The sequence below is a fragment of the Streptomyces sp. NPDC001410 genome (genome assembly GCF_042895235.1).
Lineage (GTDB): Bacteria > Actinomycetota > Actinomycetes > Streptomycetales > Streptomycetaceae > Streptomyces.
The window spans coordinates 181,255-205,587 of the sequence record NZ_JBIAWE010000009.1; the positions used below are offsets into that span (position 1 = coordinate 181,255).

A 24,333-nucleotide genomic window follows, 5' to 3' on the forward strand; every position below is an offset into this window, starting at 1 on the left:
ATGTCGTTTCCTCTGCTGACAGCGACGGCGGCGCTCCCGGCCATCGGGGCCGTCGCCACGGCCGCCGTACCGGCCGCACAGCGCACCGCCGCGAAGTGGCTGGCGCTGCTGGTCTCGCTCGCCACGCTCGCCCTGGCGATCACCGTCCTGGTCCGCTTCGACCCGGACGGCGCCCGCTACCAGCTCACCGAATCGCACGCCTGGATCGCGGACTTCGGCGTCCGCTACGAAGTGGGCGTCGACGGCATCGCGGTGGCGCTCATCGCGCTGACCACGGTGCTGATCCCGTTCGTGATCCTCGCCGGCTGGCACGACGCCGATCCGCTGGAGACCGGCAGCCGCCGCTGGCGGCCCACCCAGGGCTTCTTCGCGCTGATCCTGGCGGTCGAGGCGATGGTGGTCATCTCCTTCGAGGCCACCGACGTCTTCCTCTTCTACATCTTCTTCGAAGCCATGCTCATCCCGATGTACTTCCTCATCGGCGGCTTCGGGGACCGTGCCCACGAGCACGGCGAGAAGGCGGCCGCCACCCAGCGGTCGTACGCGGCGGTGAAGTTCCTGCTCTACAACCTGGCCGGTGGCCTGATCATGCTGGCCGCGGTGATCGGCCTCTATGTGGTCGCCGGGAACTTCAGCCTCCAGGAGATCGCCCAGGCGCGCGCCAACGGCTCGCTGCACATGGCGACGAACACCGAACGCTGGCTGTTCCTCGGCTTCTTCTTCGCCTTCGCGGTGAAGGCGCCGCTGTGGCCGCTGCACACCTGGCTGCCCAACGCCATGCAGGAGGCCACCGCCCCGGTCGCCGTCCTCATCACCGCGGTCGTCGACAAGGTGGGCACCTTCGCGATGCTCCGCTTCTGCCTTCAGCTGTTCCCGGGGGCCAGCAAGTGGGCGACGCCCGTCATCCTCGTACTGGCGCTCATCAGCATCGTCTACGGCGCTCTGCTCGCCGTCGGCCAGCGGGACATCAAGCGCCTGGTCGCCTACGCGTCGATCTCGCACTTCGGCTTCATCATCATGGGCATCTTCGCGATGACCACCCAGGGCCAGTCCGGCGCCACGCTCTACATGGTCAACCACGGCATCTCCACGGCCGCGCTGATGCTGGTCGCCGGCTTCCTGATCTCCCGGCGCGGCTCGCGCCTCATCGCCGACTACGGCGGTGTGCAGAAGGTCGCCCCGGTGCTCGCCGGCACCTTCCTGATCGGTGGCCTCGCCACTCTCTCGCTGCCCGGACTCGCGCCGTTCGTGAGCGAGTTCCTGGTCCTGGTCGGCACGTTCACGCGTTACCCGGCGATCGGCATCATCGCCACCTTCGGCATCGTGCTCGCCGCGCTCTACACCCTCGTGCTGTACCAGCGCACGATGACGGGCCCGGTCAAGCCCGAGGTCTCGGCGATGCCCGACCTCCGCGCGCGCGAGCTGGTGGTCGTCGCACCGCTGATCGTGCTGCTGATCTTCCTGGGCGTCTACCCGAAGCCCGTCACGGACATCGTCAACCCGGCGGTCAAGCAGACCATGTCCGACGTACACAAGACCGATCCCAAGCCCTCGGTGGAGGCGGCCAAGTGAGCGCAACAGCCGTCCACAGCCTGTGGACAAACGCGGCCGAGCCGATCTCGAAGATCCCCACGCCGAAGATCGAGTACGGGCAATTGTCGCCGACCTTGATCGTCGTCGGTGCGGCGCTGGTCGGCGTGCTGATCGAGGCGTTCGTCCCGCGCCGGTCCCGTTACTACGCGCAGGTGTTCGTGGCCGTCGTGGCCCTCTGTGCCGCATTCGCCGCGGTGGTCGCCCTGGCGGCCGACGGCTACGGCACCACGAAGGCGCACATCGCGGCCATGGGAGCGATCGCGGTCGACGGGCCGGCCCTGTTCCTGCAGGGCACGATCCTGCTGGCCGGTCTGGTCGCCCTGTTCACCTTCGCCGAACGGCGTCTGGACCCGGAGGCGCACGGCAACCGGGTCGACTCGTTCGCGGCGCAGGCCGCGTCCGTGCCGGGCAGCGACAGCGAGAAGGCCGCCGTTAAGGCCGGGTTCACCACCACCGAGGTCTTCCCGCTGCTGCTCTTCGCGATCGCCGGCATGCTGATCTTCCCCTCGGCCAACGACCTGCTGACGCTGTTCGTGGCCCTGGAGGTCTTCTCCCTGCCGCTGTACCTGCTGTGTGCGCTGGCCCGCCGCAAGCGGCTCATGTCGCAGGAGGCCGCGGTCAAGTACTTCCTGCTCGGCGCGTTCGCCTCGGCGTTCACGCTGTTCGGCATCGCCCTGCTGTACGGCTACGCGGGCTCGGTGTCGTACGCGCGCATCGCGCAGGTCGTCGACGGCACGGTCACCAGCGTCGACCCGGCCCTCGCGGGCACCATGGGCAATGACGCGCTGCTGCTGCTCGGCAGCGCCCTGATCGCGATGGGCCTGCTCTTCAAGGTGGGCGCGGTGCCGTTCCACATGTGGACGCCCGACGTCTACCAGGGCGCGCCGACCCCGGTGACCGGCTTCATGGCGGCGGCGACGAAGGTGGCGGCGTTCGGTGCGCTGCTGCGCCTGCTGTACGTCGTCCTGCCCGGCATGCGCTGGGACTGGCGGCCGGTCATGTGGGCGGTGGCGGTCGTCACCATGCTGGGCGGCGCGATCATCGCGATCACGCAGACCGACATCAAGCGGCTGCTGGCGTACTCGTCGATCGCGCACGCCGGATTCATCCTCGCGGGTGTCATCGCGACCTCGAAGGACGGCGTGTCGTCCGTGCTGTTCTACCTGGCCGGGTACTCGTTCGTGACGATCGGTGCCTTCGCGGTGGTCACGCTGGTGCGCGACGCGGGCGGCGAGGCGACGCACCTGTCCAAGTGGGCCGGGCTCGGCCGCCGGTCGCCGCTGGTGGCGGCCGTGTTCGCGGTGTTCCTGCTGGCCTTCGCCGGTATCCCGCTGACCTCCGGTTTCGCCGGGAAGTTCGCCGTCTTCAAGGCGGCGGCGGATGGCGGTGCGGCCCCGCTGGTCGTGGTCGGTGTGATCTCCTCGGCGATCGCCGCGTTCTTCTACATCCGGGTGATCGTGCTGATGTTCTTCAGCGAGCCGAGGCCCGAGGGCCCGACCGTGGCCGTGCCGTCGCCGCTGACCATGGCGGCGATCGGGGTGGGCGTGGCGGTCACGGTGGTGCTCGGTGTGGCTCCGCAGTACTTCCTGAACCTGGCGAGCCAGGCGGGAGTGTTCGTGCGCTGAGGCCCGCGCCACGGCCCTGCGGCCCCGGTTCCTCCGAGCGAGGAGCCGGGGCCGTCGCCTGTCAGTGGCTCGACATTTTCGACATGCCCGGCATCGCCGACGAAGGGCACGTCACGGTCGGGTTCCACTGGGAGAAGAGACCGCGGGGGTTCTTCTTGTAGAGCCACACGTGCAGGTCGTAGTGGGTGGGCATGCCCGGGTAGTGGCCGGCCATCGGGCCCTGGAAGTCCTGCCCGAACAGGCGGGGCCGCTTCATGTTCTTGCCGGTGACCGGGACCACCCACTCCACCCCCACGAGCCGGCGCCCGCCGTCGGCGGCGTTCTCGTAGAGCAGGCCGGCCGGCTTCTTCGGGTCGAGGGAGCCGAAGCGGGACTCGTTGAAGTAGTGGAAGCCCATGGCGCCCTCGGCGCTGGCCAGACACACGTGCGGCTCGTAGCCGTCGGCGGTCGCGAACGGCTCGTAGCGGTACAACGCCGTCGCCGTGTACGCCGCGGTCAGCTGCGGGTCGGTGAAGACGTCCTGGCCGGCGGCGTGGGCGGGCACGGAGGCGGGCACGGCGAGGGCCGAGACGAGGGCGAGGGCGGCTCCGGCGAGGCGAGCGATCATGGGGCGGGGCTCCTAGGGCAGACGCGGGTGTACCGGAGTGCGAAGCGTGGTCCGGCGGCGGGCGGGCCTCCCCGGCCCGCTCCAGCAGCCTGTCCCCGGGCGAGGGGAGTGGCCATCCAGAGGCGCCCAATGGGTTGAGCGGTGACCTTTGGGCAGCACCCGACGCACCCGATGGGGTGCAGGATCGACTGTCCGGAAACAGTCGGTGGGCTGATACGACAAATCACTCGCACCTGTGGACAACTTCCGACGCTGTCGGCGCGGGCGCCTATCGTGGACGCAGTGGTCGAGGGACGACGCACGGGGGACGGACTCGGGGGACAGGACGATGGGCGCGACGGGCGGGATCAGCGAGATGCCAAGGACGACCGAGGGGCCGGGCGCGGCCGCGAGCGAGGCGCTGGCCACGTTGCACCGGGTCTTCGGATACGAGGCCTTCCGCGGTGAGCAGGAAGCGATCATCGAGCATGTGGCGGCGGGCGGGGACGCCCTCGTCCTCATGCCGACCGGCGGCGGCAAGTCGCTGTGCTACCAGATCCCGGCCCTGGTCAGACCCGGTACGGGCGTGGTGATCTCGCCGCTGATCGCGCTGATGCAGGACCAGGTGGACGCCCTGCGTGCCCTCGGCGTGCGGGCCGGCTTCATCAACTCCACGCAGGACTTCGACGAGCGGCGCGTGGTCGAGGCCGAGTTCCTCGCCGGCGAGCTGGACCTGCTGTACCTGGCCCCGGAGCGGCTGCGGGTCGAGGCCACGCGCGACCTGCTCTCCCGCGGCAAGATCTCCGTCTTCGCCATCGACGAGGCGCACTGTGTGTCCCAGTGGGGCCACGACTTCCGCCCCGACTACCTGGCCCTCTCCCTGCTCGGCGAGCGCTGGCCGGACGTCCCGCGGATCGCCCTCACCGCCACGGCCACACACGCCACCCACCAGGAGATCACCCAGCGGCTGGACCTGCCGAGGGCCCGCCACTTCGTCGCCAGCTTCGACCGGCCCAACATCCAGTACCGGATCGTGCCCAAGGCCGACCCCAGGAAGCAGCTGCTCGCCTTCCTGCGGGAGGAGCACGCGGGCGACGCCGGCATCGTGTACTGCCTCTCCCGCAACTCGGTGGAGCGGACGGCCGAGTTCCTGAGCAGCAACGGCATCGAGGCGGTGCCGTACCACGCGGGCCTGGACGCGGGCACGCGCGCGGCCCACCAGTCCCGGTTCCTGCGCGAGGAGGGCCTGGTCGTGGTCGCGACCATCGCCTTCGGTATGGGCATCGACAAGCCGGACGTGCGCTTCGTCGCCCACCTGGACCTGCCCAAGTCGATCGAGGGCTACTACCAGGAGACGGGCCGCGCGGGCCGCGACGGACTGTCCTCCACCGCCTGGATGGCCTACGGCCTCAACGACGTCATCCAGCAGCGCAAGCTGATCCAGTCCGGCGAGGGCGACGAGGCGTTCCGCCGCCGGGCCTCCACCCACCTCGACGCCATGCTCGCCCTGTGCGAGACCGCCCAGTGCCGGCGCGGGCAGCTGCTGGCCTACTTCGGCCAGGAGCCCTCCGCCACGGGGTGCGGCAACTGCGACACCTGCCTGACCCCGCCGGAGACCTGGGACGGCACGATCGCCGCGCAGAAGGTGCTGTCGACGGTGGTACGGCTGCAGCGGGAGCGCGGGCAGAAGTTCGGCGCGGTACAGATCGTCGACATCCTGCTCGGCAAGCGCACCGGCAGGGTGATCCAGTTCGACCACGACCAGCTGTCCGTGTTCGGCATCGGCCAGGACCTCGCCGAGGCCGAGTGGCGGGGTGTCGTCCGGCAGCTGCTGGCGCAGGGGCTGCTGGCGGTCGAGGGGGAGTACGGCACGCTGGTGCTCACCGAGGCGAGCGGTTCGGTGCTGCGGCGGGAGCGGGAGGTGCCGCTGCGCAAGGAGCCGATGAAGCCGGCCACGTCGCGGTCGGGCTCGGGTGCCTCCTCCGGCCGGGGCGAGCGCAAGGCCAAGGCCGCCGCGGTCGAGCTGCCCGACTCGCTGCTCCCCGCCTTCGAGGCCCTGCGTGCCTGGCGCGCCGAACAGGCCCGGGAACAGGGCGTCCCGGCGTACGTCATCTTCCACGACGCCACCCTCCGGGAGATCGTCACCTCTTGGCCCGGCTCGGTGCGGGAGTTGGGCACGGTGAGCGGGGTCGGCGAGAAGAAGCTGGCGACGTACGGGGAAGGGGTGCTGGAGGTGCTGAACTCCCTGGACGCACCGGGCACCGCTGCCGGTGGCTCCCCCGCGGGTGGAGCCTCCCCTGCCAGCGGCGCCTCGCCCGCGCCCGGCGACTCCCCGGACGACTACTGGCCCGAGCCGGGGGAAGAGCCGGAGCCGGACGACTGGATGTAGCGCGCCGAAGGCGACGTACGACGGTCTGGGGGCGGCAGCCCCCAGTGGGGTCAGGACAGGACACGGGGGTCAGGACAGTGCCGTGAGCCCCGGTGCGAACGTGATCAGCAGTGGCAGCAGCGGGACCAGTGCCGCCACCGTCGTCGTCAGGGCCCGGTGCCGGCGGAGCAGGCGCGGCGGGGGCTCCAGGAGGCGGTCCACGCGTTCGCCCAGGAGGCGGCGGCTGGAGGCGCAGGACAGGACACCGCGGTGCTGGTTCAGCTCGATCAGGGCCAGGGCGGTGGTGAGGTGGCCGCAGCGGCGGGAGGCCGTGTCGTCGGCGGCCAGTTCGACCAGCCGGTGCGTCTGGTCGCAGAAGTGGGCGAAGAGCGGGACGCGCGGGAAGCCCGTGGCGAGCGCGGTGGACAGGTGGAGCAGCCAGTCGTGGTGGGCGCGGGCGTGGCCGCGCTCGTGGGTGAGGACCGCGTCCAGCTGATGGTCGGTCAGGCGGTGCAGCGCCCCGGTCGTCACGACCAGCTGGGGCGGGTGGCCCGGCATCCACCAGGCGTCCGGGTACTCGTCCTCCAGCACCAGCATCGGTCCGCGTGCCGCCGGCAGTCCCGCGGGCAGGTCGGGGGCGCGTTCGCGCAGGTGCGCCCGGGTCTGGCCGCGGCGGCGGCGGGCCTCGGCGATCTCCCGGGCGAGCATCGCGGTCGTCCAGGCGGCCCCGCAGGCCAGCAGCAGGGTGAGGGCGACGGCCCAGACCGGGGCGGTGGAGAGGTCGTACGCGGCGGTGACGGCGGGCGGCGCGGGGGCGAAGACATGGTCGCGGACGGTGTGGAAGACGGCCGCTGCGCCCAGCACGAGCGCGGTCAGACAGCACAGCAGGACCGTGGCGACCAGGCACTGCCACACCCACAACGCGACCACGGGGTCCCGCTCGGGCCAGGCGGCCCGGGTCAGCGCGCGGGGCGCCGGTACGGCGGCCGTCAGGGCGACGACGCTCAGCAGGAGCAGGCAGACGGTCATGCCGGGGCTCCGGTTCCTGGTCGGAGAGGTGTGCGGGCGTCAGGTGGTGCGGGGTGACGCGCCGGGGAGCGCGTCGCGTGGTGCGTGTTCCCGCCAGTATGACGGTGAGAGACGGGACGAGGCAGGTGTCGACGGCGATCCGGTTGCCCTCGTTCGCGTCCGGCTCGCCTCGACTCCGAGTTCGGCAGTCCTCCCTCTCCCTACTCCCGCAACGCCCGCCGCACCGCCTCCAGCACCTCTTCCTCCCCGAACCCCAGAGCCCGCGTCCACGCCACGAAGTCCTTGGTCGCCTCAGCGAGTTCCGCCGCCGCGCGGCGGCGCGCCACCGTCGGCAGCCGAGCCACCCGCGTCCCCGCGCCACGCCGGGTCAGGATCAGGGACGCCGCCTCCAGTTCGCGGTAGGCGCGGGCCACCGTCCCCGCCGCCAGGCCCAGGTCGGCCGCCAGCTGCCGTACGGTCGGCAGCCGTTCGCCCTCCGGCAGCCGGCCGGTGGTGATCAGGGCGGCCAGCTGGGCGCGGATCTGTTCGTACGGCGGGACGGGGCTCGTCGTGTCGACCCGCACGGCGGCGCCGCTCACCGGCGAACCCCGAGGTCCGCCGGGCGCCGCCACGCCGCCCGGGGCGAGCAGATGGTGAAGAGCATCCACGGCCCGGTCACCAGCGAGACCAGCGCCAGCGGCAACAGCACCACGGTGGCCGTGGTCCCCACGGTCCCGTCGCACGACAGGCTCAGCAGCGAGGCCGCCGCGGTCGTGGCCGCGCCGAGCAGGGAGACCGAGACGACGAGCCCCCACGCCGCGACGATCGCGAGTGTGCGGTCGCGGCGGGATTGCTCGTCGCCGGGCCGGGTGGCGATCCGCCGCAGCGACCAGCCGCAGGCGGCCGTGGCGACGGCGAGGGAGACCAGCATCGGCAGGCCGTAGTACAGCCCGGGCCAGGGGCCGTGCGACTCGGTCACGCCCCGGCAGGTCAGGGTGAGTGAACGGCCCGCCCGCCACAGGTCGTCCGGCGAGGCCACCACGCCCGCGACCGTCAGCAGCACCACCAGCGCGCCCGTGAGGACGAGCAACAGCCAGGTCATCCGGGGCGGTACGTAGTCCCGGATCCGGCGCGGCGCGAGCCCGGCCGTGCGGACGGCACCCCGGGCCGGTGGGGTCAGCGCGTCGCCCACCAGCACGCCGGTCACCGCGCAGAGGCCGAACGCCGGGACGGCGTACAGCACCTCGTGGCCGTGGTCGAGTGTGGAGAGCGAGAAGGCCGCGAGCGCGCCCGTGGCCAGGCCCGTCCAGCGGGCGTAGCGGTCGACGGGCGCGCGGGACGCCGGAGCGGTCGCAGCAAGGTCGGCATCAGTCATGACGAACCCCCGTGAAAGTGAGCATCTTGTACTCACCGCTTGTATCAAGCGGTGAGTACAAGATGGCGTCACGGCGGGCTTGTGTCAAATGCTTGCTACAAGCCTCGGTCTGTTCGGCGCAAAGCTCAGCCCGACACGACGCGCCCGCTGACCTCCCCCAGTCCCACCCGGCCCCCGTCCGCCCCCGGCGCCCAGGCCGACAGCGTCACGACGTCGCCGTCCTCCAGGAACGTCCGCTTGCCGTCCGGGAGTTCGAGCGGGTCGCGGCCGTTCCAGGTCAGCTCCAGCAGCGAGCCGCGCTGGTTCTCCGCCGGGCCGCTCACCGTGCCCGAGCCGTACAGGTCGCCGGTGCGCAGGGACGCCCCGTTCACCGTCATGTGGGCGAGTTGCTGGGCCGCGGTCCAGTACATGCTGGAGAACGGCGGCTCGGACACCACATGGCCGTTGATCGCGACGGAGATCCGCAGGTCGTAGCCGCCGGGCTCGATCTCCGGCGCGGAGTCGTCCAGGTAGGGCAGCAGCGGGTGCGTGCGCTCCGGAGGCGCCACGCGCGCGTGCTCCAGCGCCTCCAGCGGGGTGATCCACGCCGACACCGAGGTCGCGAAGGACTTGCCGAGGAACGGGCCGAGCGGGACGTACTCCCAGGCCTGGACGTCCCGCGCCGACCAGTCGTTCAGCAGGCACAGTCCGAAGACGTGGTCCCGGAAGTCGCCGAGCGCGACCGGCCTGCCCAGCTCGGAGGGCACGCCCACCACGAAGCCGACCTCGGCCTCGATGTCCAGCCGGATCGAGGGGCCGAAGACGGGCGCCGGGTCGGCGGGGCCCTTGCGCTGCCCGGACGGCCGTACGACGTCCGTGCCCGACACCACCACGGTGCCGGAGCGGCCGTGGTAGCCGATCGGCAGGTGCTTCCAGTTGGGGGTCAGGGAGTCCTCGGCGTCCGGCCGGAAGATCTGGCCGACGTTCCGGGCGTGGTTCTCGGAGGCGTAGAAGTCGACGTAGTCCGCGACCTCGAAGGGCAGGTGGAGGGTCACCGACGACAGGGGGTGGAACAGCGGTTCGATCGTGGACCGGTGCGAGGGCACGGTCACCCACGCCGTCAGCGCGCGCCGCACGTCCGACCAGGCCGTGCGTCCTGCCGCCAGCAGGGGGGTGAGGGTGGGCTGTGCAAGCAGGGAGACGTACGGCGAGCCGAGGGCGGCGGTCGCGGCGCCCGCGTCGAGGACGTGGTCACCGAGCCGGACGCCGACCCTCCGCTCCGTGCTGCCGGAGGGTGAGAACACGCCATAGGGAAGGTTGTGCGAACCGAAGGGGTCGCCCTCGGGGACGTCGAAGGGGGGCATGGGGTACTGCCTCGCTCTCATCCGGGCCATGCATGGCGGGTGCGTTCCATGTGGTCGCGGCACACGTTACGGCTGAGTTGCTCGTCTTGGGCAGTGCCCCATGCGTTGCCCGAAAGGTTGTCCGGACAGTGTCTAAAGAGTTCGCAATGTCCGAATAAGCCTTGTGGGAGGTGGCAATTCCGGCTTAGCGTCCTTTCGGGGGACACGGACGGGGTGGGTCCGGTCCGTAGGGGGGACACGTGGGGGGACCCGTGGCCAGGAACACCGTCGGCGTGCCTTTCGAGGCGGACCGTGACGTGCCGGGACTGATCGTCAAGTTCGGCGACTACCCGGTGCACCACGGCGGTGTCGGCGCGATCCGCAGCCTGGGCCGCCTCGGCGTCCCGATGTATGCGATCACCGAGGACGCCCACACACCCGCGGCCGCATCCCGCTACCTCAAACGAGCGTTCGTGTGGCCGACGACCGGCGCCGAGGACCCGGGCCGGCTGGTCGAGGGCCTGCAGCGCATCGGCCGCCGGATCGGCCGTCCGACCGTCCTGGTCCCGACGGACGAGGAGGCCGCCGTCCTGATCGCCGAGCACCAGGACGAGCTGGCCGGCCTCTTCCTCTTCCCGCGTGTCGACCCCGCGCTGCCGCGCCGGCTGGCCAGCAAGCAGGGCCTGCACGAGCTGTGCGCGGAACACGGCATCGCGAGCCCGTCGGCCGCGTTCCCGGAGTCGTACGACGAGATCGTCGCCTTCGCCGACACGGCCCGCTTCCCGATGGTGGCCAAGAACCGCGAGGCGTTCGTACGGCGCAGCCGACCCGCCGTCAATGGCACCACGAGGATCGCCACCCGCGAGGGCCTGCTCACCCTCGCCCGGGACTGGGGCGAGCAGCCCGGCGTGATCCTCCAGGAGTACCTGCCGAGGGAGGAGGCCGAGGACTGGATCGTGCACGCCTGCTTCGATGCCGACTCCCACCCGCTCGCGCTCTTCACCGGCGTCAAGGTCCGCTCCTGGCCGCCGCACGCGGGCATGACGGCGAACGCGTACGTCGTCGACAACCCGGAACTCGCCGACCTCGCCGCTCGTTTCGTCAAACAGATCGGCTTCACCGGCATCATCGACCTCGACCTGCGCTTCGACCGGCGCGACGGACAGTACAAACTCCTCGACTTCAACCCGCGCACGGGCGCCCAGTTCCGGCTCTTCGAGAACGAGTCGGGCGTGGACGTCGTCCGCGCGATGCACCTGAATCTGACCGGCCGTGCCGTACCGGAGGGGGAACAGCGCGCCGGTCACCGTTTCGTCGTGGAGAACATCGATCTGCCCGCCCTCCTCGCCTACCGCCGCAGCGGCTACACGACGCCGCACGCGCCGGCGAAGGCGAGCGGGACGGAGCTGGCCTGGCTCGCGGGTGACGACCCGATGCCGTTCCTCACGATGCTCGCCCGCTTCGTGCGCCCGGGCGCGAAGCACCTGTATCAGCTGTGGCGCACCAACCGCCGCGGCAGCAGCACCACTCCCACCACGAAGTAGGCAAGGCCACGAAGGTGGCGCACCGCGTCCTGGGGAGGGACTTCGTGATTCGACCGGTTGCAGTCATCGGGGCCGGGCCGTACGGCCTGTCCACCGCCGCCCATCTGCGGGCGCGCGGCATCCCCGTCCGCGTCTTCGGCGCCCCCATGGTCAGCTGGCGCGCCCACATGCCCGAGGGCATGCTCCTCAAGTCGACCCCCGCCGCCTCCAACCTCGACTGCCCGCAGCCCGGCCACACCCTCGCCGACTACTGCGACGCGGCCGGTGTCCGCCGGCTGGTGACCGACGAGGACATCGTCCCGGTGGAGACCTTCATCGCGTACGGCGAGTGGTTCCAGGAGAAGCTGCTGCCCGACCTGGAGCAGGTCCGGGTCGTCTCCGTGGACCGCGATAAGAGCGGCGGGTTCGAACTCAAGCTGGACTCGGGGGAGTTGTTCACCGCACGCGCGGTCGTCGTCGCCACCGGGCTGTCCGGGCTGGCCCATCTCCCGGCGGAGCTGGCGGCAGCGGCGGCCGACGGTCCGGCGCTCACCGGTCCGGTCTCCCACAGCTCCCAGCACCACGACCTCACCCGCTTCGCCGGCAAGGAGCTGATCGTCGTCGGCGCCGGCCAGTCCGCGCTGGAGGCGGCCACCCTCGCGGCCGAGGCCGGCGCCCGGGTGCGCGTGGTCGCGCGCGGCCGCGGCCGGGTCGCCTTCGGCGCCCCGCCCTGGGAGCAGCCGAGGCTGCGCCCCGAGTCGCCCTTCGGCCGTGCCTGGTCCCTGTGGGCGCTCAGCCACTACCCCCACGCGTACCGCTTCCTGCCCGCCCGCACCCGCCACTACCTGGTCCGCCGGGTCCTCGGCCCGCTCGGCGCCTGGTGGCTGCGCGACCGCTTCGAGGGCAGGGTGCAGGTCCAGGAGGTCGAGCGGGTGGTGGGCGCCGAGGCCCCGGACGGCAGCCCGGTCCTCACCGTCCGCACCCACGGCAAGGGCACCGAGCGGCTCTCGGCCGACCACGTCATCGCGGCCACCGGCTACCGCGTGAACATCGCCGCGATGGACTTCCTCGGCCCTGAGCTGCGCACCCGGCTGGCGGTGAGCCGGGGTACGCCCAGGCTCGGACCCGGGTACGTCTCCTCCGTCCCCGGCCTGTACTTCACCGGCCTCCCGGCGGCGTCCTCGTACGGCCCGGTGATGCGCTTCGTCTGCGGCACGGAGTTCGCCTCGCCGCGCCTGGCCGGGCATCTGGCGGCGGCACACGGCTGAGCCGCGGACGACGCCGTCTCGCTCACCGGCAGGTCCGATCGCGTCAACTCCACACCATCAGGGCGGCGGCAGGGGCCACTTGGGGCTGAGGGGCACACAAGTCCGGGAACTTCAGGGTGAGTCGGCGGGGCGTGGGATCCGTATTCTCTGATCATGGCCGCACCCCCCGCATACTCACTGATCGCCACCGACCTGGACGGGACGCTGCTGCGCGGCGACGACACCGTCTCCGACCGGTCGCGCGCCGCGCTGGAGCGGGTGGCACGGGCCGGCGCCCGGCACCTGGTGGTGACGGGCCGCCCGGCTCCTCGGGTACGGCCCCTCCTGGAGAGCCTCGGCAGCACGGGGCTCGCGGTGTGCGGGCAGGGCGCGCAGGTCTACGACGCCGGCGCCGACCGTCTGCTGTGGTCGGTCCGGCTGGACCGGGAACTGGCCGAGACCGCGCTCGGCAAGATCGAGGCCGAGGTGGGGCAGGTCTACGCGGCCGTCGACCAGGACGGCGTGGACGGGCTCACCCTGATCGAACCCGGGTATCTGATGCCGCACCCGACCCTGCCGGCCGTGCGGGTCGGCCGCCGCGACGACCTGTGGTGCGAGCCCATCAGCAAGGTGCTGCTGCGCCATCACACGCTGTCCGACGACGAGTTGGCGGCGATCGCACGCTCGGCGGTGGGCTCGCTGGCGACGGTCACGATGTCGGGGCCCGGGACCGTGGAACTGCAGCCGTCCGGGGTCACCAAGGCGACGGGGCTGGCGCTGGCCGCCGAGTACCTGGGGATCGCCGCCGGCCGGGCCCTCGCGTTCGGCGACATGCCCAACGACATCCCCATGTTCGACTGGGCCGGACGCGGCGTCGCCATGGCGAACGCCCACCCCGAACTCAAGGCCGTCGCCGATGAGATCACCAAGTCGAACGAGGACGACGGCATCGCCGTCGTCCTCGAAAGACTGTTCCCGACCGACTGACCGGGATATCAGTAGTGGCCCGCCGTGGGCGCCGGTCAGTAGGCGCCGAAGACGTTGTCGATCGACCCGTAGCGCGCGGCCGCGTAGTTGCAGGCGGCCGTGATGTTCGCGACCGGGTCGTAGATGTCGAAGGACGTTCCGGCCACGTGGTACGCGTTGAACGTCGGGTCGATGACCTGGAGCAGGCCCTTGGACGGGATGCCCTTGGCCGCGTTGGAGTCCCAGAGGTTGATGGCCGCCGGATTGCCGGACGACTCGCGGATGATGTTGCGGTAGATGCCGTTGTACGTCCCTGGGATGCCCTTCTGGGCCATGATCGCGAGCGACTCGCGGATCCAGCCGTCGAGGTTGTTCGGGTACCCGGCGAGCGTGGTGGACGGCGTGGTGGCCGTGGGGGTGGCCGCGGAGGCGCTGGTCGCGCCGATGACGGGAAGGGCGAGCACAGCGGCGCCGGTGCCGATGACGGCGAGCTTGCGGACGAGGCGGTTGGTGCGGGTGCGGCGGGGCTGAGCGGCAGCAAGCATGGGGACGTTCCTCTCCGTCGCCTACGAGGTGAGCTGTCGGGTTCGGGCGGGGAGGTGCCCGGCCGTACCTCTGGGGGGAGGCACGACTTCACCCCTAGCCGTCCCGGCGCGACATGCGTCGTCCGGTCCGGCGGCTTACCTGGGTCCCCCGCTCCTGCCGTACGAATGAGTTCGTCGATGGGTGGTGTCAGACGCGGCAGGATTCGGCGTTCGTCTGACTGGCCCGGAAGCTATGCGACAGCACATGTCAGGAACAAGTACTTGATTCACCCAATGAGGCACTTGACCTTGATCTGTTCCGAATGGGGCACTTGATCCTTTGCGGTTGCCAACGCTCAACTGCCCGATGTGGAAAGGGGAGAACGGGGGTGGCGCCCATTGGCCGATTCCTGGGCCCGCGTGACCCAACTCACGAAATGGCAAAGAGTACCAAATCAGACATGGGGGATTCGGGAGATTTGCTGGGTGTGGTGCAAAAGGAGTACTCCGCCCGCCGTGCGGTTCGCGACAAATCGGGCGAGATCCTGTTAAGTCATTGTGTACCCATACTTATCAGATGATCAAAAACATACCGACCCTGATCCGATACCGCCCGGGCTGGACCGGTGGGCGCTATCGGTGATCGAAACAGGACCGGATACGCTGACTTGAGTGATGGCAACGACCTATCGACAAACCGTGTAATCGCCAGCAGACACCAGCAGACAGGAGACCCCTCGTGACCGTCGTCGGGCCGTTCGGGCTGAGCGTGCGGGACCAGGCTCTGGAAGCCGATGTCCAGGCCGGATTGGCGGCTGTCGAGGAAGGCTTGCTCGAAGCCACCAAGAGCGAGGTCCCGTTCATCACGGAGGCCGCGCAGCACCTCGTACGGGCCGGTGGGAAGCGGTTCAGGCCGCTGCTCGTCATGCTCGCGGCGCAGTTCGGCGATCCGTACGCGCCGGGCGTCGTGCCGTCGGCCGTCGTCGTGGAGCTGACCCACCTGGCCACGCTGTACCACGACGACGTCATGGACGAGGCTTCCGTGCGGCGCGGCGTGGACAGCGCCAACACCCGCTGGGGCAACTCGGTCGCGGTCCTCACCGGCGACTTCCTCTTCGCCCGCGCCTCCCAGATCCTCGCCGACCTCGGCCCCGAGGCGGTCCGGGTCCAGGCCCTCGCGTTCGAGCGGCTGGTCACCGGGCAGATCCTGGAGACCGCGGGCCCCTCGGACGGCCGCGACCCGGTCGACCACTACCTGGACGTGCTCGGCGGCAAGACGGGCTCCCTGGTGGCCGTGTCGTGCCGGTTCGGCGCCATGATGTCCGGCGCCGACGAGACGGTCGTCGACGTGCTCACGCAGTACGGCGAACGGCTCGGGGTCGCCTTCCAGCTCGCGGACGACGTCCTGGACATCGCCTCCGACTCGCACGAGTCCGGCAAGACCCCGGGCACGGACCTGCGCGAGGGCATCCCGACGCTGCCCGTGCTCCGGCTGCGCGAGCGGGCCGCCCGCCTCGGCCTGGCCGAGGACATCGCGCTGTGCGAGCTGCTCGACTCCGACCTCAGCGACGACGCCCGGCACGCCGAGGCGCTGACCGCGCTGCGCGCGCACCCCGCGCTGGAGCAGGCCCGCCGGGACACCGTCCGGTACGCGGAGGAGGCGCGGGCGGCGCTGGCCCCGCTGCCGGAGTGCGACGCCAAGGCGGCGCTGCTCGAGCTGTGCGACGCGGTGGTGCACCGGGCCGGCTGACCCGTCCCGCACCTGTCTTGAGGGCGGTGTCTCCCGCACGACCCCTACGGGTCGGGGGAGGCGCCGCCCTCGCGTGTCATACCGCAGGCGTACACGGAGTTGGCTCCGTGGTCTGACGCTTCCTCACGGCCGATTTGGTCAGATGGAAACCACGGAAATCACCACTCCTCACCGATTCGGGTGAGAATGGCGGCTCAGGTGGACCAGTGTGGGGACAGCCGCCGCCGACGACGGAGGTAAGGCACAGATGGCACCGTACGAATCCGACGAGGCAACGGGCGCCGGGCAGGGCGAGGACCTGCCCACGGGGCGCCGCAAAGCCGCCCGGTACGTGGTTCCGGTCGCGGTGGTGGGGGTGGCGGCGGCCACGATCGGGCTGGTCCCGGCTCTCGCCGACTCCGGTTCCCCCGATCTGCCGAAGATCACCGCGCAGCAGCTCATCGAGAAGATCGCCAAGTCCGACGTGCAGCAGCTGTCCGGCACGGTGAAGGTCAGCACCGACCTCGGCCTGCCGGACCTCGGCGGCCTGGAGAGCAGCCTGGCGTCCGGGGCGGCCCAGGGCGGCGACGGCTCCTCCGCCGACCCGACGTCCAAGCTCACCGAGCTGGTCTCCGGCACGCACACCCTGCGCGTGGCGACCGACGGCCCGGACCGGCAGAAGCTCTCGCTGCTGGAGAGCGGCTCCGAGTACAGCCTCATCCACGACGGCAAGGACGTCTGGGGCTACGACAGCAAGAGCAACGAGGTCTTCCACGGCACTGCCGCCGACTCCGGCAAGGAGCACCGGGCCGAGGCGCCGGCCACGCCCAAGGACTTCGCCGACGAGGCCCTGAAGTCGGTCGACGACACCACGTCCGTGACCGTCGACGGCACCGCGCAGGTCGCCGGACGCGACGCCTACAAGCTGCTGATCAAGCCGAAGCAGTCCGGCACCACGGTCGGCGCGATCAGCATCGCCGTCGACGCGAAGACGGGCATGCCGCTCAAGTTCACGCTCACCCCGAAGAGCGGCGGCGCCGCCGTGCTCGACGCGGGCTTCACCCAGGTCTCCTTCGCCAAGCCGGCCGACTCCACCTTCGACTTCACCCCGCCCAAGGGTGCGAAGGTCACCGAGGAGAAGAAGGCGTCCAAGGCACCCGAGCACGCCCCGAAGTCCGGCGAGGACTTCGCCCAGGGCATGGAGGGGGCCAACGTGCTCGGCAAGGGCTGGACGTCCATCGCCACCTTCGACACCGGCGCCAAGGGCGGCATGCCGTCCGGCTCCGAGGGCGGCGCCTTCGGCGGCTTCCTCGGCTCGCTCGGCGACCACGTCTCCGGGAAGTTCGGCAAGGGCACGGTCTTCTCCACCCGCCTGGTCAACGCCCTGATCACCGACGACGGCAAGGTGTACGCCGGAGCGGTCACCAAGGACACGCTGGTCAAGGCGGCCAACGAAGGGAAGTAACCCTTCCGGGGTACGGAACACGACGAATCGAGGGAGCCGATGGACGAACCGTCCGCCACGGAGCAGGACTCGGGGGACGCGCCGGCGCACGTCATCGCCACGCGCGGCCTCACCAAGCGCTACCGCGGCGGACAGCTCGCCGTCGACGGTCTCGACCTGACCGTCCCGGCGGGCAGCGTCTTCGGCTTCCTCGGCCCCAACGGCTCGGGCAAGACCACCACCATCCGCATGCTGATGGGCCTGATCGAGCCGACCTCGGGCACGGCCCGCGTCCTGGGCCGCCCCATGCCGCGGGCCGGCCGCGCCGTCCTCCCGCAGGTCGGCGCGCTGATCGAGGGCCCCGCCCTGTACGGCTTCCTCTCCGGCCGGGACAACCTGCTGCGCTACGACGCCGCCGACCCGACCGCCGACCCGCGCACCCGGCGGACCCGGGTCGCGGCCGCCCTGGACCGGGTGGGCCTCACGGCCGCCGCGGGCAAGAAGGCCAGGGCGTACTCGCTCGGCATGAAGCAGCGCCTGGGCCTGGCCGCGGCCCTGCTCCAGCCGCGCAAGCTGCTCGTCCTGGACGAGCCCACCAACGGCCTCGACCCGCAGGGCATGCGGGAAATCCGCGCCCTGATCCGGGAGTTGGCCTCCGACGGCACGACCGTCTTCCTCTCCTCCCACCTCCTCGACGAGATCGAGCAGGTGTGCACGCACGCGGCGGTGATGGCACAGGGCCGCCTGATCACGCAGGGCGCGGTGGCCGACCTGGCGGCCGGGGCGCGCGGCCGGCTGGTGGTGACCACACCGGACGCGGGCGAGGCGGCCCGGCTGCTGAAGGAGCAGGGCGTAGGGGACGTCACCGTGGACGGCGACCGGGTGACCGGCGAGCCGCCCGAGCGGGACCTCGCCGAGGTCAACGCAGCACTGGTCACGGCGGGCGTCCGGGTCCGGGGCCTCACACTCGAACGGGCCTCCCTGGAGGACGCGTTCGTGGCACTGACGGGAGAGGGATTCGATGTCGCGGGCTGAGGCCGAGGCACTCCAGGCACCGGCCACCGCGGCCGGCCCCGGCCGTCCGAACCCCCTGTGGACCTTCGGGCTGCTGCGCAGCGAGCTGCTCACCACCGTCCGCCGCTGGCGCACCCTCGCGCTGCTCGGGGTGCTGGCGGCGGTGCCGGTGCTGGTCGGGATCGCGGTGCGGATCGAGACGCGGGGCGGCTCGACGGCGGGCCCGAGCGGCGGCGAAGGGCCGGCGTTCATCGCGCAGATCACCAACAACGGCCTTTTCCTGGTGTTCACGGCGCTGGCCGCGACCCTGCCGTTCTTCCTGCCGATGGCGGTCGGCGTGGTCGCGGGCGACGCGATCGCCGGCGAGGCGGGCGGCGGCACCCTGCGCTATCTGCTGGTCGCCCCGGCCGGCCGCACCCGCCTGCTGCTCACCAAGTACACGACGGTCATGGCCTTCTGTGTGCTGGCCACCCTGGTCGTGGCCGTCTCCGCGCTGATCGTCGGCGCGCTGCTGTTCCCGCTCGGCGACCTCACCACCATCTCCGGCACCCGGATCAGCTTCGCCGAGGGCCTCGGCCGGGCGCTGCTGATAGCCCTGGTCGTCGCCGCCTCACTGGTCGGCGTCGCGGCCCTCGGCCTGTTCGTGTCGACGCTGACCAACAGCGGCATCGCGGCGATGGCGACCACCGTGGGCCTGCTCATCACCGTCCAGATCCTCGACCAGATACCCCAGCTGCACGCGCTGCAGCCGTACTTCTTCTCCCACTACTGGCTGTCCTTCGCCGACCTGATGCGCGACCCCGTCTACTGGGACGACCTGGTCAGAAACCTCGGCCTCCAGGCGCTGTACGCGGCCGTGTTCGGCTCGGCGGCCTGGGCGCGGTTCACGACGAAGGACATCAACACGTAGGGCGCGGCGAGCCGCGCGGGACGGCTCAGGCGTCCTGGTGCGGGAAGCGGGCGAGGGGCGCCTCCTGCGCGAAGAACGTCTTGGCGCGCGTCAGCGCGTCGGTGTCCTTCCGCACGTCCCCGGGCGCGCTGCCGTTGCCGAGCAGCACCCCGCCGAAGCGCATCTTCAGATACGCGGCCGAGTTGTTGAGGGTGCCGACGAGGGGTTCGGCGACCGACGGCTCCCGTTCGGCGAACGCCGCGACACCCCACAGCGTGCGCCCGGCCATCGTCGCCCTGAAGTCGATGCCCGGGGTGCGCAGCCAGCCCGCCCAGTAGTCCAGGTACCGCTTGGTGAGGCCGGAGACCGAGTACCAGTACAGCGGCGAGACGATCACGATGTCCGTGGCCGCGAGCGTGGCGTCCAGCAGCAGGCCGGTCTCGGGGTCCGCGGGCTGCCGTACGTGGTCGCTGTCGTGCCGCATGTCCACGAAGTCGGGCAGCGGGTGCTCGGCCAGGCGGATCCACCGCTGCTCGACGTCTCCGGGCAGCTGCGCGGCGGCCTCGCGGGCCAGCAGTTCGGTGTTGCCGTCGAGGCGGGCACTGCCCAGGACGAACAGGAAACGGCGGCTCATGGGTCCCCCAAAGCGATCGATGTCATTCCGCGAATACCGGCGCATGCATTTTATGCACACGCAAGCAGTTGGGTTCAAGAGGAGTCAGGGGTGCGGCTGGTGCGAGGCTGTGACGTCGCGGTGACGCGGGAACCGAGCTGAGCCGACAGACTGGTTGGTAGGACGCGTACGACCGGGGTGCGACGCCGGGGGAGTGAGGGAACCGATGTCTCGACTCAGCTTCGAGAAGAAGCGGGTGCAGCAGCCCGTGACACACCCTGCCGTGGTGCAGGTCCGGGTGTCCGGCGCGGGCAGTGCCTCGGTGGGTGGGACGTCGGTCGTCGCGGCTCCGGGCGAGGAGATCCAACACGCCGTGCTGAACCACCTCCAGCGCCTGGCCATCAGCCTGGGCACCCCCATACGAGCCACGATCCACGACGACCGCGCCGGCTGCGTGGTCCCCCTCGAGGTCTCGGCGGACGGCTCCAGCAGGGTGGCGGGAGACCCCGTCCGGGTCGCTCCGCGCGGCCCGCAGCCGACTTCAGCGCGGCCGGCCTCCCCGGTCGCGTCGGGCACGGTCCAGGCACCCACCGGGCAGTTCGGCCCGCCACCGGTGATGGATGCGCCCCCGGTCCGGTCCGCCGTGCCGGACGCCGTGGATGCGCCCTCGGTCCGGTCCGCCGTGCCGGACACCGTGGACGCACCCCCCGCCTCCGTCGCCGTACCCGAGAGCGCCTCCGCTCCGAAGGCCGACCTCGTGTCCGGCTCCGCTCCGAAGGCCGACCTCGTGTCCGCCCCCGCCCCGAACCCCGACCTCGTGTCCGCCTCCGCTCCGAAAGCCGACTTCGTGTCCGCCCCCGCCCTGAAGCCCGCCCCCGTGTCCGTGTCCGCCCCGGCCGCCGTCCCCCTGCTCGACCCCGAGCCCGCTCCGGTCGCGTCGCCGACCCCCACCCCCGCCCGCGGCTTCGACGCCGTGGCCGAAGAGGTGCTCGGGGACGAGCCCGTGACCGAGACCGCGGAGGGGGCCGAGTTGCTGACCGAGCCGATGGCGCGGATCAACGAGGCTGTCCGGAGCGGCCGTATCGAGGTCGCGGCGGAACTCGCCGACCGCACGGTCGTCGAGGCGTCCGGGGTGCTGGGCCCCCGCCACCCCGAGGTGCTGCACCTGCGCGAACTGACCGCCTACATCGCCTACCTGGCGGGTGACCCGGTCCGCTCCTTCGGCCTCTCCCTGGAGCTCGCCCGGATGCGCCGGCAGGCCGCGGACGCCGAGGGCGCCTACGGCAACGTGCGGAGTGCGGCCACCGCCTGGCGGGCCGTGCGCGACCCGGAGGAGGGCCTGCGGATGGGCCGCGACCTGATCGACCTGTGGACGGACCTCACGGCGGAGCCGGGACCCGCGGCCGAGGACCCGCAGCCCCTGGAGTCGGCCCGCGCCCGCATGGTCCGCCTGACCGACCGCGCGGCCAAGGCGGCGCAGGCACAGGCGTAGGCGTAACCGGCCGGCAAGCCCCCGTCCGCAAGCCCCAGTTCGCACGCCCCCGGGCTACTGCACGCAGAACTCGTTGCCCTCCGGGTCCGCCATCACCGTCCACGCGCCGGCGGGCTCCTTCACCTCGCGCAGGACCCGTGCGCCGAGGGTCGTCAGTCGCGCCACCTCGTCCGCGCGCCGCTCGGCGCCGGGGTGCAGGTCGAGGTGGAGCCGGTTCTTGCCGGACTTCGTCTCCGGGACGCGCTGGAACAGCAGCCGCCGCCCCAGCCCGGTGCCGGAGTCCGGGTCGTAGGGATCGTCGGGGTGCCGTACCGCGATCAGGTCACGGAAGGCGGCGCGGCCGTGGTGCTCGACCGTGGCCTCCTCGGGCAGCGCGCCGAGCGACAGCAGCCGTGCGACGAGCGCGCTGTTGTCCTCGGCCGTGTAGTGCAGCGCGGCGGCCCAGAAGTCGGCCTGTGCGTGCGGGTCGGCTGAGTCGATGACGAGCTTCCAGTGCAGTGGTGTGGATGTCTGCGTCGACATGGGCACCACTTATAGCGCCCACCACTGACAGCCGGCCCCTGCGTCAGGCGTCCACCGCGGCTGAGCTGGGCGTCTCGGTGCGGGGCGGCACGACCATCGCCCGCGGCCTCCGCGCGGCACGCAGCGCGTCCGTGGTGAGCAGGACCAGCGCCAGCCAGACCAGCGCGAAGCCGGCCCAGCGCGCGGCGGGCATCTCCTCGTGGAAGTAGAGGACGCCGAGCAGGAACTGGAAGACGGGGGCCAGGTACTGCAGCAGCCCCAGCGTGGACAGGGGCACGCGGATCGCCGCCGCGCCGAAGCAGACCAGCGGCAGCGCGGTGACGATGCCGGTCGAGGCTAGCAGGGCCGTGTGCCCCGCGCCCTCACTCGCGAAGGTGGACCGGCCGTGGGCGGTCAGCCAGAGCAGGAAGGCGAGCGCGGGCAGGAACTGGATCGCGGTCTCTGCGGCCAGCGACTCGATGCCGCCGAGGGCGACCTTCTTCTTCACCAGCCCGTAGGTGGCGAACGAGAAGGCGAGGCAGAGGGAGATCCACGGCGGACGGCCGTAGCCGACGGTCAGGACGACCACGGCGGCGACGCCCACCCCGACCGCGGCCCACTGCACGGGCCGCAGCCGTTCCTTAAGGATCAGCACGCCCATCGCTATGGTCACCAGCGGGTTGATGAAGTACCCGAGGGACGTCTCGACCACATGGCCGGCGTTCACGGCCCAGATGTAGACGCCCCAGTTCACGGTGATGACGGCCGCGGCGAGCGCGATGAGGCCGAGCCGCCGCGGCTGCCGCAGCAGTTCCCCGGCCCAGGCCCAGCGCCGTATGACGAGCAGGGCGACGGCGACGATGACGAGGGACCACACCATCCGGTGGGCCAGGATCTCCAGGGCTCCGGCGGGCTTCATCAGCGGCCAGAACAGCGGGACCAGTCCCCACATGCCGTACGCGGCGAAGCCGTTCAGCAGGCCTGTCCTGTGTTCTCCCTTGGACGTCCCGGCCACGGGCCCCTCCTTCTCGCCTCACTCACGCACGCGAGAACGAAGGTAACGCCGAGCACCCCCGTCTGTCATGCCCGTATCGCCATACGGTCATGACAGGCGGTCATGGCAGGCGGGGGTGCAGGTCAAACCCTTGGACTGTCAGCCCTTCAGCGCGGCGGCGACCGCCTCGGCGAGCGGAGTGCTCGGGCGGCCGGCCAGGCGGGACAGGTCGCCGGTGGAGACGACGAGTTCGCCCTTCTCGATGGACGCGTCGACGCCGACGAGGATCTCGACGAACGGCGCGGGCACGCCGGCGCCCGCCAGGATGCCCTTCAGGACCTCACCGGTGACGGCGTTGTAGGCGATCTCCTGGCCGGTCTGCCGGCTCAGCTCGGCCGCGTACTCGGCGAGGCTCCACGCCACGTCGCCGCCCAGCTCGTACGTCGTGTTCTCGTGGCCCTCGCCGGTCAGCACGGCGACCGCGGCGGCCGCGTAGTCGGCGCGCGAGGCCGAGGAGACCCGGCCCTCGCCGGCCGCCGCGACGACCGCGTCGCGCTCCAGCACCGGGGCCAGGTTCTCGGTGTAGTTCTCGTGGTACCAGCCGTTGCGCAGCAGGCTGTAGGGCAGACCGGAGGCGAGCAGCGCCTCCTCGGTGGCCCGGTGGTCGTCGGCGAGCGCGGCCTTGAGGCTGCCCGGGGCGCTGGTGTACGCGAGCAGCGCCACGCCGGCCGCCTTGGCGGCGTCGATGACGACCCGGTGCTGCTGGACCCGGCCCTTGTCGAACTCGTTGCCGGAGATCAGCAGGACCTTGTCACCGGCCGCGAACAGGCCGTCGAAGGTCTCGGGCGCGTTGTAGTCGGCGACCGCGAGCTTCACCCTGCGGGCCGCGAAGTCGGCGGCCTTCGCCTCGTCGCGGACGACGGCGGTGATCTGCTCCGCCGGAACCTTCTCCAGCAGCTGTTCCACGACGTGGCGGCCGAGGTGTCCGGTCGCTCCGGTGACGACGATGCTCATGGTTCACAAACTCCTTGTGGGGTGGCTATGGCACTCACCCTAGGAGGTGCACTAACCAAGCGAAAGTACCCACTTTGAAGTAAGGTACTGGCATGGCAGTAAGTAACACGCGTGCGCGCACCGGAGCCGAGGCCGAGGCCATGTGCCCCTACCGGCTCGTCCTGGAGCACGTCACCAGCCGCTGGGGTGTGCTCGTCCTGATCGAGCTGATGGAGGGCTCGCGGCGGTTCAGCGAGCTGCGGCGGGCGATCGACCAGGTGGGCCGCATCAGCGAGAAGATGCTCACCCAGACCCTGCAGACCCTGGAGCGCGACGGCCTGGTCCACCGGGACGCCAAGCCGGTCATCCCGCCCCGCGTCGACTACTCGCTCACCGGCCTCGGCCGGGAGGCGGCGGAGCAGGTGCGGTCCCTGGCGCAGTGGACGCACGACCGCATGGGCGAGGTGGAGAAGTCCCGCCGGACGTACGACGAGGCCCGGGAACTCCGCTCCCGGGCCTCGTGATCG

Annotated in this window: 22 protein-coding genes and 1 riboswitch; of the genes, 12 read left to right on the forward strand and 10 right to left on the reverse strand. The window is 71.5% G+C overall.

The genetic code is table 11. From position 1 onward, the window contains the following. Both ACFY3C_RS21315 and nuoN read left to right on the forward strand, forming a co-directional pair. The gene (locus ACFY3C_RS21315; protein ID WP_390771863.1) at positions 1-1,572 is read left to right on the forward strand and encodes an NADH-quinone oxidoreductase subunit M; all 1,572 of its coding nucleotides are present in this window, start codon (positions 1-3) and stop codon (positions 1,570-1,572) included. Then, the gene (gene nuoN, locus ACFY3C_RS21320) at positions 1,569-3,218 is read left to right on the forward strand and encodes an NADH-quinone oxidoreductase subunit NuoN (RefSeq protein ID WP_390771864.1); all 1,650 of its coding nucleotides are present in this window, start codon (positions 1,569-1,571) and stop codon (positions 3,216-3,218) included. The genes ACFY3C_RS21315 and nuoN overlap by 4 nt, the downstream gene beginning before the upstream one ends. Before the next feature lie 61 nt (positions 3,219-3,279). On the opposite strand, the gene ACFY3C_RS21325 is transcribed toward nuoN, so the two are convergent. Continuing rightward, on the reverse strand, positions 3,280-3,825 hold the full coding sequence (locus tag ACFY3C_RS21325) for a hypothetical protein (protein WP_390771865.1): 546 nt from the start codon (positions 3,823-3,825) through the stop codon (positions 3,280-3,282). 328 nt (positions 3,826-4,153) lie between these two features. Between ACFY3C_RS21325 and recQ the strand changes: the two genes are divergently transcribed. Next, positions 4,154-6,193, forward strand: a complete 2,040-nt coding sequence (gene recQ, locus ACFY3C_RS21330; RefSeq protein ID WP_390771866.1) for a DNA helicase RecQ — start codon at positions 4,154-4,156, stop codon at positions 6,191-6,193. 69 nt (positions 6,194-6,262) lie between these two features. On the opposite strand, the gene ACFY3C_RS21335 is transcribed toward recQ, so the two are convergent. The 4 genes from ACFY3C_RS21335 to fahA form a co-directional block, all read right to left on the reverse strand. After that, a complete protein-coding gene (locus tag ACFY3C_RS21335) occupies positions 6,263-7,201 on the reverse strand; it encodes a M56 family metallopeptidase (RefSeq protein WP_389187430.1) in 939 nt (312 codons plus the stop codon). Positions 7,202-7,401: 200 nt separating this feature from the next. Next, positions 7,402-7,779: a GntR family transcriptional regulator gene (locus ACFY3C_RS21340; RefSeq protein WP_390771867.1), complete on the reverse strand. Its 378-nt coding sequence runs from the start codon at positions 7,777-7,779 to the stop codon at positions 7,402-7,404. Beyond that, positions 7,776-8,555 (reverse strand): hypothetical protein, encoded by a 780-nt coding sequence (locus tag ACFY3C_RS21345; RefSeq protein WP_390771868.1) that lies wholly within the window; start codon positions 8,553-8,555, stop codon positions 7,776-7,778. Before ACFY3C_RS21345 ends, ACFY3C_RS21340 begins: the two co-directional genes overlap by 4 nt. A gap of 125 nt (positions 8,556-8,680) precedes the next feature. Beyond that, positions 8,681-9,898: a fumarylacetoacetase gene (gene fahA / locus ACFY3C_RS21350; RefSeq protein ID WP_390771869.1), complete on the reverse strand. Its 1,218-nt coding sequence runs from the start codon at positions 9,896-9,898 to the stop codon at positions 8,681-8,683. 272 nt (positions 9,899-10,170) lie between these two features. Here fahA and ACFY3C_RS21355 point away from each other — a divergent pair, with 272 nt between their 5' ends. From ACFY3C_RS21355 to ACFY3C_RS21365, 3 genes are all read left to right on the forward strand, one after another. Then, positions 10,171-11,421, forward strand: coding sequence for an ATP-grasp domain-containing protein (locus ACFY3C_RS21355; RefSeq protein ID WP_390771993.1), 1,251 nt, complete (start codon positions 10,171-10,173; stop codon positions 11,419-11,421). A 44-nt stretch (positions 11,422-11,465) separates the two neighbouring features. Next, positions 11,466-12,668, forward strand: a complete 1,203-nt coding sequence (locus ACFY3C_RS21360) for an FAD-dependent oxidoreductase (RefSeq protein WP_390771870.1) — start codon at positions 11,466-11,468, stop codon at positions 12,666-12,668. Positions 12,669-12,821: 153 nt separating this feature from the next. After that, positions 12,822-13,634 carry an HAD family hydrolase gene (locus ACFY3C_RS21365; protein WP_390771871.1) on the forward strand — a complete coding sequence of 271 codons (813 nt, stop codon included), beginning with the start codon at positions 12,822-12,824 and terminating at the stop codon, positions 13,632-13,634. Between the two features lie 35 nt (positions 13,635-13,669). Here ACFY3C_RS21365 and ACFY3C_RS21370 read toward each other — a convergent pair whose 3' ends face one another. Then, positions 13,670-14,158 carry a transglycosylase SLT domain-containing protein gene (locus tag ACFY3C_RS21370; RefSeq protein ID WP_386577131.1) on the reverse strand — a complete coding sequence of 163 codons (489 nt, stop codon included), beginning with the start codon at positions 14,156-14,158 and terminating at the stop codon, positions 13,670-13,672. A gap of 5 nt (positions 14,159-14,163) precedes the next feature. Beyond that, a riboswitch (cyclic di-AMP (ydaO/yuaA leader) is annotated at positions 14,164-14,377 on the reverse strand. Between the two features lie 499 nt (positions 14,378-14,876). Here ACFY3C_RS21370 and ACFY3C_RS21375 point away from each other — a divergent pair. The 4 genes from ACFY3C_RS21375 (at position 14,877) to ACFY3C_RS21390 (ending at position 19,234) form a co-directional block, all read left to right on the forward strand. After that, entirely contained in the window at positions 14,877-15,887 is a 1,011-nt protein-coding gene (locus ACFY3C_RS21375; RefSeq protein WP_386577132.1) for a polyprenyl synthetase family protein, read from the forward strand. 247 nt (positions 15,888-16,134) lie between these two features. Beyond that, a complete protein-coding gene (locus ACFY3C_RS21380) occupies positions 16,135-17,331 on the forward strand; it encodes an outer membrane lipoprotein carrier protein LolA (protein WP_390771872.1) in 1,197 nt (398 codons plus the stop codon). Between the two features lie 39 nt (positions 17,332-17,370). Then, positions 17,371-18,345: an ABC transporter ATP-binding protein gene (locus tag ACFY3C_RS21385; RefSeq protein WP_386577134.1), complete on the forward strand. Its 975-nt coding sequence runs from the start codon at positions 17,371-17,373 to the stop codon at positions 18,343-18,345. After that, on the forward strand, positions 18,332-19,234 hold the full coding sequence (locus ACFY3C_RS21390; RefSeq protein WP_390771873.1) for an ABC transporter permease: 903 nt from the start codon (positions 18,332-18,334) through the stop codon (positions 19,232-19,234). The genes ACFY3C_RS21385 and ACFY3C_RS21390 overlap by 14 nt, the downstream gene beginning before the upstream one ends. Positions 19,235-19,259: 25 nt before the next feature. On the opposite strand, the gene ACFY3C_RS21395 is transcribed toward ACFY3C_RS21390, so the two are convergent. Next, positions 19,260-19,847, reverse strand: coding sequence for a flavodoxin family protein (locus tag ACFY3C_RS21395; protein WP_390771874.1), 588 nt, complete (start codon positions 19,845-19,847; stop codon positions 19,260-19,262). Positions 19,848-20,052: 205 nt separating this feature from the next. Here ACFY3C_RS21395 and ACFY3C_RS21400 point away from each other — a divergent pair, with 205 nt between their 5' ends. Beyond that, positions 20,053-21,318 carry a tetratricopeptide repeat protein gene (locus ACFY3C_RS21400; RefSeq protein WP_390771875.1) on the forward strand — a complete coding sequence of 422 codons (1,266 nt, stop codon included), beginning with the start codon at positions 20,053-20,055 and terminating at the stop codon, positions 21,316-21,318. Positions 21,319-21,372: 54 nt separating this feature from the next. Here the strand turns inward: ACFY3C_RS21400 and ACFY3C_RS21405 are convergent, their stop codons facing one another. From ACFY3C_RS21405 to ACFY3C_RS21415, 3 genes are all read right to left on the reverse strand, one after another. Continuing rightward, positions 21,373-21,840, reverse strand: coding sequence for a VOC family protein (locus ACFY3C_RS21405; RefSeq protein WP_390771876.1), 468 nt, complete (start codon positions 21,838-21,840; stop codon positions 21,373-21,375). A gap of 43 nt (positions 21,841-21,883) precedes the next feature. After that, positions 21,884-22,834, reverse strand: coding sequence for an EamA family transporter RarD (gene rarD / locus ACFY3C_RS21410; protein WP_390771877.1), 951 nt, complete (start codon positions 22,832-22,834; stop codon positions 21,884-21,886). Between the two features lie 138 nt (positions 22,835-22,972). Further along, a complete protein-coding gene (locus ACFY3C_RS21415; protein ID WP_390771878.1) occupies positions 22,973-23,827 on the reverse strand; it encodes an SDR family oxidoreductase in 855 nt (284 codons plus the stop codon). A gap of 92 nt (positions 23,828-23,919) precedes the next feature. Between ACFY3C_RS21415 and ACFY3C_RS21420 the strand changes: the two genes are divergently transcribed. After that, entirely contained in the window at positions 23,920-24,330 is a 411-nt protein-coding gene (locus ACFY3C_RS21420; protein WP_390771879.1) for a winged helix-turn-helix transcriptional regulator, read from the forward strand. Positions 24,331-24,333: the final 3 nt, after the last annotated feature.

Excerpts from the sequence above, each read along its gene's own strand:
- ACFY3C_RS21315 (WP_390771863.1), top strand. The coding sequence starts at position 1 with ATGTCGTTTCCTCTGCTGACAGCGACGGCGGCGCTCCCGGCCATCGGG.
- ACFY3C_RS21325 (WP_390771865.1), bottom strand. The coding sequence starts at position 3,825 with ATGATCGCTCGCCTCGCCGGAGCCGCCCTCGCCCTCGTCTCGGCCCTC.
- recQ (WP_390771866.1), top strand. The coding sequence starts at position 4,154 with ATGGGCGCGACGGGCGGGATCAGCGAGATGCCAAGGACGACCGAGGGG.
- ACFY3C_RS21335 (WP_389187430.1), bottom strand. The coding sequence starts at position 7,201 with ATGACCGTCTGCCTGCTCCTGCTGAGCGTCGTCGCCCTGACGGCCGCC.
- ACFY3C_RS21345 (WP_390771868.1), bottom strand. The coding sequence starts at position 8,555 with ATGACTGATGCCGACCTTGCTGCGACCGCTCCGGCGTCCCGCGCGCCC.
- fahA (WP_390771869.1), bottom strand. The coding sequence starts at position 9,898 with ATGCCCCCCTTCGACGTCCCCGAGGGCGACCCCTTCGGTTCGCACAAC.
- ACFY3C_RS21365 (WP_390771871.1), top strand. The coding sequence starts at position 12,822 with ATGGCCGCACCCCCCGCATACTCACTGATCGCCACCGACCTGGACGGG.
- ACFY3C_RS21370 (WP_386577131.1), bottom strand. The coding sequence starts at position 14,158 with ATGCTTGCTGCCGCTCAGCCCCGCCGCACCCGCACCAACCGCCTCGTC.
- ACFY3C_RS21380 (WP_390771872.1), top strand. The coding sequence starts at position 16,135 with ATGGCACCGTACGAATCCGACGAGGCAACGGGCGCCGGGCAGGGCGAG.
- ACFY3C_RS21385 (WP_386577134.1), top strand. The coding sequence starts at position 17,371 with ATGGACGAACCGTCCGCCACGGAGCAGGACTCGGGGGACGCGCCGGCG.
- ACFY3C_RS21390 (WP_390771873.1), top strand. The coding sequence starts at position 18,332 with ATGTCGCGGGCTGAGGCCGAGGCACTCCAGGCACCGGCCACCGCGGCC.
- ACFY3C_RS21395 (WP_390771874.1), bottom strand. The coding sequence starts at position 19,847 with ATGAGCCGCCGTTTCCTGTTCGTCCTGGGCAGTGCCCGCCTCGACGGC.
- ACFY3C_RS21400 (WP_390771875.1), top strand. The coding sequence starts at position 20,053 with ATGTCTCGACTCAGCTTCGAGAAGAAGCGGGTGCAGCAGCCCGTGACA.
- ACFY3C_RS21405 (WP_390771876.1), bottom strand. The coding sequence starts at position 21,840 with ATGTCGACGCAGACATCCACACCACTGCACTGGAAGCTCGTCATCGAC.
- ACFY3C_RS21415 (WP_390771878.1), bottom strand. The coding sequence starts at position 23,827 with ATGAGCATCGTCGTCACCGGAGCGACCGGACACCTCGGCCGCCACGTC.
- ACFY3C_RS21420 (WP_390771879.1), top strand. The coding sequence starts at position 23,920 with ATGGCAGTAAGTAACACGCGTGCGCGCACCGGAGCCGAGGCCGAGGCC.